This is a genomic window from Tabrizicola sp., assembly GCF_051645465.1.
Classification (GTDB): Bacteria; Pseudomonadota; Alphaproteobacteria; order Rhodobacterales; family Rhodobacteraceae; genus Tabrizicola.
In genome coordinates this window covers 1-6,495 of sequence record NZ_JBOFBI010000398.1, presented here as the reverse complement: position 1 = coordinate 6,495, position 6,495 = coordinate 1, and the positions used below count along the sequence as shown (strand labels likewise).

General features: G+C 63.7%; 6 protein-coding genes. 1 reads left to right on the top strand and 5 read right to left on the bottom strand.

What is annotated here, in order from left to right; translation table 11 throughout:
* Positions 1 to 199: 199 nt before the first annotated feature.
* From ACRCSW_RS24175 to ACRCSW_RS24155, 5 genes are all read right to left on the bottom strand, one after another.
* Complete coding sequence (locus ACRCSW_RS24175; protein WP_438708207.1) at positions 200 to 976, bottom strand: DUF1868 domain-containing protein; 777 nt, start codon at positions 974 to 976, stop codon at positions 200 to 202.
* Positions 977 to 1,055: 79 nt separating this feature from the next.
* Complete coding sequence (locus tag ACRCSW_RS24170) at positions 1,056 to 2,165, bottom strand: extracellular solute-binding protein (RefSeq protein WP_438708206.1); 1,110 nt, start codon at positions 2,163 to 2,165, stop codon at positions 1,056 to 1,058.
* Positions 2,166 to 2,201: 36 nt separating this feature from the next.
* Positions 2,202 to 3,029 carry an ABC transporter permease gene (locus ACRCSW_RS24165; protein WP_438708205.1) on the bottom strand — a complete coding sequence of 276 codons (828 nt, stop codon included), beginning with the start codon at positions 3,027 to 3,029 and terminating at the stop codon, positions 2,202 to 2,204.
* Positions 3,026 to 3,880 (bottom strand): ABC transporter permease, encoded by an 855-nt coding sequence (locus ACRCSW_RS24160; protein WP_438708204.1) that lies wholly within the window; start codon positions 3,878 to 3,880, stop codon positions 3,026 to 3,028. The genes ACRCSW_RS24165 and ACRCSW_RS24160 overlap by 4 nt, the downstream gene beginning before the upstream one ends.
* Positions 3,877 to 4,920: an ABC transporter ATP-binding protein gene (locus tag ACRCSW_RS24155; protein ID WP_438708203.1), complete on the bottom strand. Its 1,044-nt coding sequence runs from the start codon at positions 4,918 to 4,920 to the stop codon at positions 3,877 to 3,879. Before ACRCSW_RS24155 ends, ACRCSW_RS24160 begins: the two co-directional genes overlap by 4 nt.
* A gap of 155 nt (positions 4,921 to 5,075) precedes the next feature.
* Here ACRCSW_RS24155 and ACRCSW_RS24150 point away from each other — a divergent pair, with 155 nt between their 5' ends.
* The gene (locus ACRCSW_RS24150) at positions 5,076 to 6,173 is read left to right on the top strand and encodes an ROK family transcriptional regulator (protein ID WP_438708208.1); all 1,098 of its coding nucleotides are present in this window, start codon (positions 5,076 to 5,078) and stop codon (positions 6,171 to 6,173) included.
* Positions 6,174 to 6,495 lie beyond the last annotated feature (322 nt).

Below are 6,495 nucleotides of genomic sequence, written 5' to 3'. Positions count from 1 at the left end.
GAATACATCCTTGGCCAAATCGAGGCCGACTGTTTTAACTGTCATCGGGTGGCTCCTTTCCTCGCAGTCCATGACAACTGCACTATGGCGCATCTAACGCCGGGGGAGCAGGAGCCATCCACCTCATCCGGCAGGGCCGAATACGACCGCTTCACAGTTCGCCGACGCCACACATTCGTCGGTTTCGCGGATAGGGTGCTCAGTGCAAGGGCCGATATCCGCCGGATCCGAGCGTGCCCAGAGTGTCGAAGCGGCACATCGTCTCGAACCGGCAGAACGCGACCGGGCCTAGTTCGACTGGCCCCAGGTTCCGCAGATGGCGGGCGAACAGCGTCTCTGACGCGGTCAGAAGCTCTTCGGCCTCTTCGCACGAAAGAAGGCGCGTCATGTAGGCCAGCGAAACGTGGAAATTGTAGGTGAAATGATCCGGGCGGTTAAGGCCGGTCAGATTGCTCAACACGTCCCGCAGGCCGCGCAGCTGCGCGGTCTCTTCCGGGCCGTCGGGCTGCATCCGGATGCTCACCGGGCCGTTGGCACCTACAGGGCGGACGCGGTAGCCGGACGGAGCGGCAAGCCGCGAGAGCCGCTCGATGTAGAGGGCCGTGATCTCGCCAAGCGTCGCGCTGCGATCCATGCCCTCGGGCCAGCCGTCGGCACCGAGAGGCGCGCCGCTGATGCCGCAGAAGACCGTCATGTGGAAGCTTGGCTTCGGCAGAAAGGTCATGCACTCCCCCCACGGGCCTGCCTGCAGGCCGTCCTGCACCGCGCTCAGCCGGTCGTAGAAGACCGAGGTAGGGTCGATGTGACAAAGGAACGTGTTGCCGGGATGCTCCAGCACCTCGCCCTGGGGCGTGAACTTGCCGCCTTCGCCGGGCACCGTGATTGCCGGCGGATACGCCAGCGTGTGGCTGGCACCAGACAGGGCCGCAACGATCCGCGCCCTGTCGGCCGCGGATAATGTCCAGTGGTCGCTCATCGTCTGATCCAATCTGCCTGGCCTTCGTGCGGGAAACGGGCGGTCCTTGCGCGGGCCGCCCCTGGGAGGAAAGCCGCGATCAGTTTTCGAGGATCACGTTGTCGATGAACGCAGCCATAAGCGCGTCGCCGAACGGCTTGGCGGCCCAGACCGTGCTGCGGCTACGTTGATCGACGGGGACGAGCGCATTGCTGCTGTCGGCCTCTTTGTGCATCGGGGCGGTGCCGAACTCGCGGTTCAGCGCGCTCTGGGTTTCGGCCGAGGTCAGCCAGTTCATGAAGACCGCCGCCGCCGCCGGATGCGGTGCATTCTTCGGGATTGCCACACCGTTGCCGCCGCCGTTCATGCCCATCTCGGGGATGTAGAACGCGATCTCCTTTCTGATCTCGCCACGCTTCTGAAGGCCGGCGAGGTGGTCCTCCCACGCCGGTGCGGCCCAAAGCTCGCCATCGCTGATCCGCGTGATGCTGTCCGCGTTTCCGGCGGTGATGACGTAATCGTCGGGGGTCTGCTTGAAGAAGTCGAACGCGGGCTGCAGCGTCGCAAGGCGTTCGTCCGAGACCGTAACGTCGGCCACGTCGAAACCCGTGATCGTGCGCGCGATGCTTTGGATGAAGGACGGCCCGGCGCCGCCGTTTTCATAGTTGAAGCCGAATTTGCCGGGATTGGCAGTCCAGAACGCGGCGAAGTCTTCGGGCGTGTGCGGCAGGCTTTCCGGCGTGATATGGGCAGGATCATAGGCGATGCCCGTCTGGTTGCCCCAGTAGGGAAGCACATGCGTGCTGTTGTCGATCCCGGCGAGTTCGGTGAAGCGGCCCGGGTCCTCCGGCAGCATAGACAACGGATAGAAGAGGCTCTCGACCTCCACCGTCTCGTAGGCGTCGATTGGCCAGGCGAAAACATCGATGTCACCCGTTTCGCGCTCGCGCTCGGCCAGAAGCTTTTCGGCATTGCCCGCATTGGTGCCTTCCGGGATCGTTACGGTGATGCCGTATTCCTCTTCGAACGGCTTCACGAAACGGCGCAGTTCTTCGGGGAGGTTCCAGACATACCAGGTCAGCTCGCCTTCCTCTTTGGCCTGCGCGACGATTTCGTCCCAGGACATGGTCGTGATGTCCGATGTCTGGGTGAATGCTGCCGACGCGCCGAGGGCGAGTGCTGCGGTGCCTGCTAGAACGGTCTTGAACATGGTCTTTCTCCTGTTTTGAGGGCGGTGGACAGTCCTTCACCCCTTGCCTGACGACAGCGCGGGGTTTGCGGATTTCAGAAGCCGTTCGAGGATCAGCATGAGGATCACGTTCGGAACGACGAGGATAAGCGACAGCACCGCTGCTTTTGGCCGAACGAAGTCAGTGCCGAGGGACGAGAACAGCAGCGTGGGGATCGTGACGATGTCGGGCGAGCCGATGATGAAGGCGATGGCGAATTCCTCGATCGACTGCACGAAGACGATCAGCAGCGTGGCGAAAATGCCGGGGCGTAGGGCGGGCAGATAGGCCACGCGGAACCGCGCCCATCCGCTTGCACCCAAATCGCGCGCGGCGTCGATGTGATCCTGCCGGACCTGCTCGAAGCTGACGGTGAGGATGCGGATCGCGAAGGGCAGCGCGAGTACGGCATGCGCGAAAAGGATTGCGCCAAACCGCCAGGTATTCAGGCCAAGCTGGAACAGAAGGGCCGAGAAGAAGATCGCCGTAACAAAACCGGGTACGACCAGCGGCAGAAGGCACATGAGCTTGGCCGTCTCGCGCCCCGGAAAGTCGATCCGGCCCAAGGCGTAGGCCGTTGGCATGGCCAGGAGCAGCGACAGGATCGCGGCCAAGGGCGCCAGCGCATACGACGTCAGGAGCGCGTCCTTGAGGAGTGAATTCTCCCACATGTCGCGCCACCGATGGAACGACATGGCGGGCGGAAGCAGACGGTCGGCCGTCCAGGGCTCGGACGGGTCGACGAGCGACCAGAGCACCGCCATCATGAACGGCAGGACAAGCCAGATGGTACAGACGGCCATAAGAAGGGCCATCAGGCCACGGTTGAGGGTCTGCGCCGTCACCACAGCCGCCCCCGCAGAACCATCCGTGCCGCAGCCGCCATGGCGACGGCTCCGCCAAGCGCCAGGAGCATGAGCGACACGCCGATGACGGCCGCCTCGTTCCAGTCGCCGCGCCCTTTCATCGAAACCATCAGTTGCGCCATGGACTGCTGGTTGGTAGGCCCGGCGATTGCCTGAAAGCTGAAATCAGACAGCGCGCCAATGAAGATGAGGACCAGTGCGGCTTGCATCGCGGTAACCGAAAGCGGTGCTATGATCCGGCGGAACCGCGCCCAAGGACCGGCACCCAGATCGCGCGCGGCGTCGAGCACATCGTCCGCGATGGACTGCACCGCCCCGCCGAGGATCAAAAGCGCGAAGGGCATGTTCTTCCAGACCTGAAGGATCAGCACGCCGACGGCGTTCGGATCGTTCTGCAGGCGTCGCGGCCCATCCCACAGGCCGACGGCCTGCATCGCCTGGTTCAGCAGGCCGTGATAGGCGATGATGTTGATGAACAGGAACGCCGCGACCAGGCCCTGCACCTGAAGGGGCGCCTTCAGCAACGCGCCGATCATCGTCGAGCCCGGAAACGGTTTCCTGAGCCAGATGGCAAGCGGATAGGCGAGCGCGACCGACAGGAACGCACTGACCGTTCCGATGTAGAGCGAATAGGTGACCGACCGCCAGAATATCTTGCGGTCGAGGACTTCCGTCCAGAACGCGGTCGAAAAGGCGCTCTCGCCCGCAATGTTGTGAAACCCGAACGACTGCGCGACCGCGATCCAGGCCACGCTGCCGATCAGGCCAAGGATCAGCCCCAGACCGGGAAGCAGTAGAAGGATCACGGTCAGCCACTTGCGGGCGGTCATCGGCGGCGCTCCAGCAGCCGGATCCGTTCGGGCGGCACGGTGACGCGGATCGTGTCGCCTTCGCGCGCGTCGGTCGCGGCGGTCTGCACGCGGAAGCTGCCCCGCCCAGCCGCGACGACGAGATCGGTGTAATGGCCCTGGAACGCCCGGTGGATCACCCGGCCTTCCAGCCCGTCGTTGCCGATACGGGCGGTTTCGGGCCGCCAACAGACGTCAACCTCTCGCAACGGCGGCGGCGCCTTCGCCGCCACGACGAACTGCCCAACCTTGGTATCGACGCGCCAGAGGCCGGGCCCGGCCTCGCCCATAACCTCGCCCTCGAACAGGTTCGCGGCGCCGATGAAGTCGGCGACGAACCGCGTTCCGGGGGTGTGGTACAGGGCTTCGGGCGTATCGACCTGCTCGATCTTCCCGTGGTTCAGAACGACGATGCGGTCGGACATCGCCAGCGCCTCGGCCTGATCGTGGGTCACATAGATCGCGGTCAGTCCGTATTCCCGCTGGATGCGGCGGATTTCAACGCGCACCTGATCGCGCAGCTTGGCGTCGAGATTCGACAGGGGTTCGTCAAACATGATGACACCCGGCCGCATGACAAGCGCCCGGCCCAGCGAGACGCGCTGCTGCTGGCCGCCCGAAAGCTGGTTGGGCAGCTTGTTCATCTGGGGCATGAGGTCGAGCTTGGCGACGACCTCCGCGATACGTTCCTGCCGCGCCACCGTTGGCAAGCGTTTCTGCCTGAGCCCGAATTCGAGGTTCTCCCCAACCGTCAGATGCGGGAACAGGGCATAGGACTGAAAGCAAAGCGCCGTATCGCGGACTTCGGGAGGCAGCTTTGTCACATCCTTGCCATTGATGCGGATCGTGCCCTTCGACGGATCGAGAAACCCCGAGATCAATCGCAGAAGCGTTGTCTTGCCGCAGCCGGAAGGTCCAAGCAGCGTCAGGAACTCTCCCTGCCCGACGTGAAGATCGACGTCCGACAGGGCAACGAAATCGCCGTACGACTTCGAGAGACCGTCGATCTGGATGGCTGTCATCGGTTCCATTCTCCCGTTGTTAATTTTACTCATGATGTGTGAAAATGCCGTGACATGTCATGACCGATCGCGACCAAAGATCGCGATTGCGTGTCGCCGCCATCAGACGGTAGGTCAGACGCCACGTAGGCCGATGAAATACGGAGGTTTCCCCGCTGCGCCCGCCATCACCCCTTGCAAAAAGCGAGCGCGAGCTTCTGGCCATCCTTCTGCGCGAGGGGCGGATTCCCAGGGCGAGCGTGACCGAACGTGTGCGCCTGTCGCAGCAATCCGTGCACCGGCTGCTCGACAGCCTCGAACGGCGGGGATTTGTCCGATTTGGCGAGGCCGAGATCAGGGGCCGCGGAAAACCAAGCCCGATGGTCGGCCTCTCACCGGACCGCTACGCCTCCATCGGCCTGTCGGTTACGACCGAGAGCGTGTTCCTGTGCCTGCTGAACATTACCGGGCAGCCGCTTGCTCTGGAACGCCTTGAGGTCGCGCCGAACGACCCGGAAGAGGTTCTGAAGTCCGTCGAACACCGCATCGCCAGCTGGAAGGCGGACGAGTTGAAGTCGCGCGACCTGATCGGGATCGGCGTGGCGATGCAAGGCTATAGAACCGGAACGGCGGACCGCTTCGAGCCGCCGCTTCCCCTTGCCGCATGGCGGGGGCTTCCTTTGGAAGCGGTGCTGGCGGACCGCTTCGGTTTGCCCGTTGTGCCGGAAAACAACGCCACCGCCAGTGCGATTGCCGAGGCGTTCTTGGGTGCCGGTGGCGCATATCGAAGCCTTGTCTATTTGTCGTTCAACTACGGTTTCGGCGCTGGCCTCTTCGTGAATGGCCACCCTGTCGTCGGCGATCAGGGAAACGCAGGCGAGATTTCCCTGCTGTTCGCCACCGAAGAGAACGCCCACCGCCCCGCGCTTGGCGAGTTGCTGAAGCGCGTACGCGGGCATGGCATCGCGCTTCAGACCGTGTCGGAACTCTGCGCGTCGTTCGATCCGGGATGGCCCGGTGTCGCGGACTGGATCGCCGAGACCGGCCCGCGCCTGCGCCTTGCGCTGCGGGCGATCAAGGCCATCCTCGACCCGGCGGCGATATTCTTCGGCGGTGAGGCACCGGCGCGGCTTCGGCAACTGCTGATCGCGGAAGCACAGACCGCCTTCGCCGATCATCCGACGCCGAACCCGCGTCTGTGCGAGAGCGCGATCACAGGGGACGCGGCCCACCTTGGCGCCGCATTCCTGCCGTTGCGCACGCAGCTGTTTTGATCCGCTATGTACCGGCATATTGAACATCTCTTTCGGATTCGGCGAGCAGCGAACCCTCCGTGTTGGCGGCGCGAAAAGCCGCCCAATCCCGCAGAGCAACCAAGAGGCGACGGAAATGCTGCGGCATTTGTCAGTGACTGCATTGGGGAAGCCGCACCGCAGCATCCTATCAGGGCTGAACGGCGTGTGTGGATGGCTCCTGCAATGCAAGAGGTTTTTGGCGATGCTGCGACGGTCGTCAGTACAGTCGTGTGTCCGGCCTATTTGTGCGGCGGCGTAGCCACCCCTGGCCCTGATGAGTTCCGCGAGCAAGGTTCCAAAT

Coding starts and splice junctions, on each gene's coding strand:
- ACRCSW_RS24175 (WP_438708207.1), bottom strand. CDS start 976: ATGAGCGACCACTGGACATTATCCGCGGCCGACAGGGCGCGGATCGTT.
- ACRCSW_RS24170 (WP_438708206.1), bottom strand. CDS start 2,165: ATGTTCAAGACCGTTCTAGCAGGCACCGCAGCACTCGCCCTCGGCGCG.
- ACRCSW_RS24160 (WP_438708204.1), bottom strand. CDS start 3,880: ATGACCGCCCGCAAGTGGCTGACCGTGATCCTTCTACTGCTTCCCGGT.
- ACRCSW_RS24155 (WP_438708203.1), bottom strand. CDS start 4,920: ATGACAGCCATCCAGATCGACGGTCTCTCGAAGTCGTACGGCGATTTC.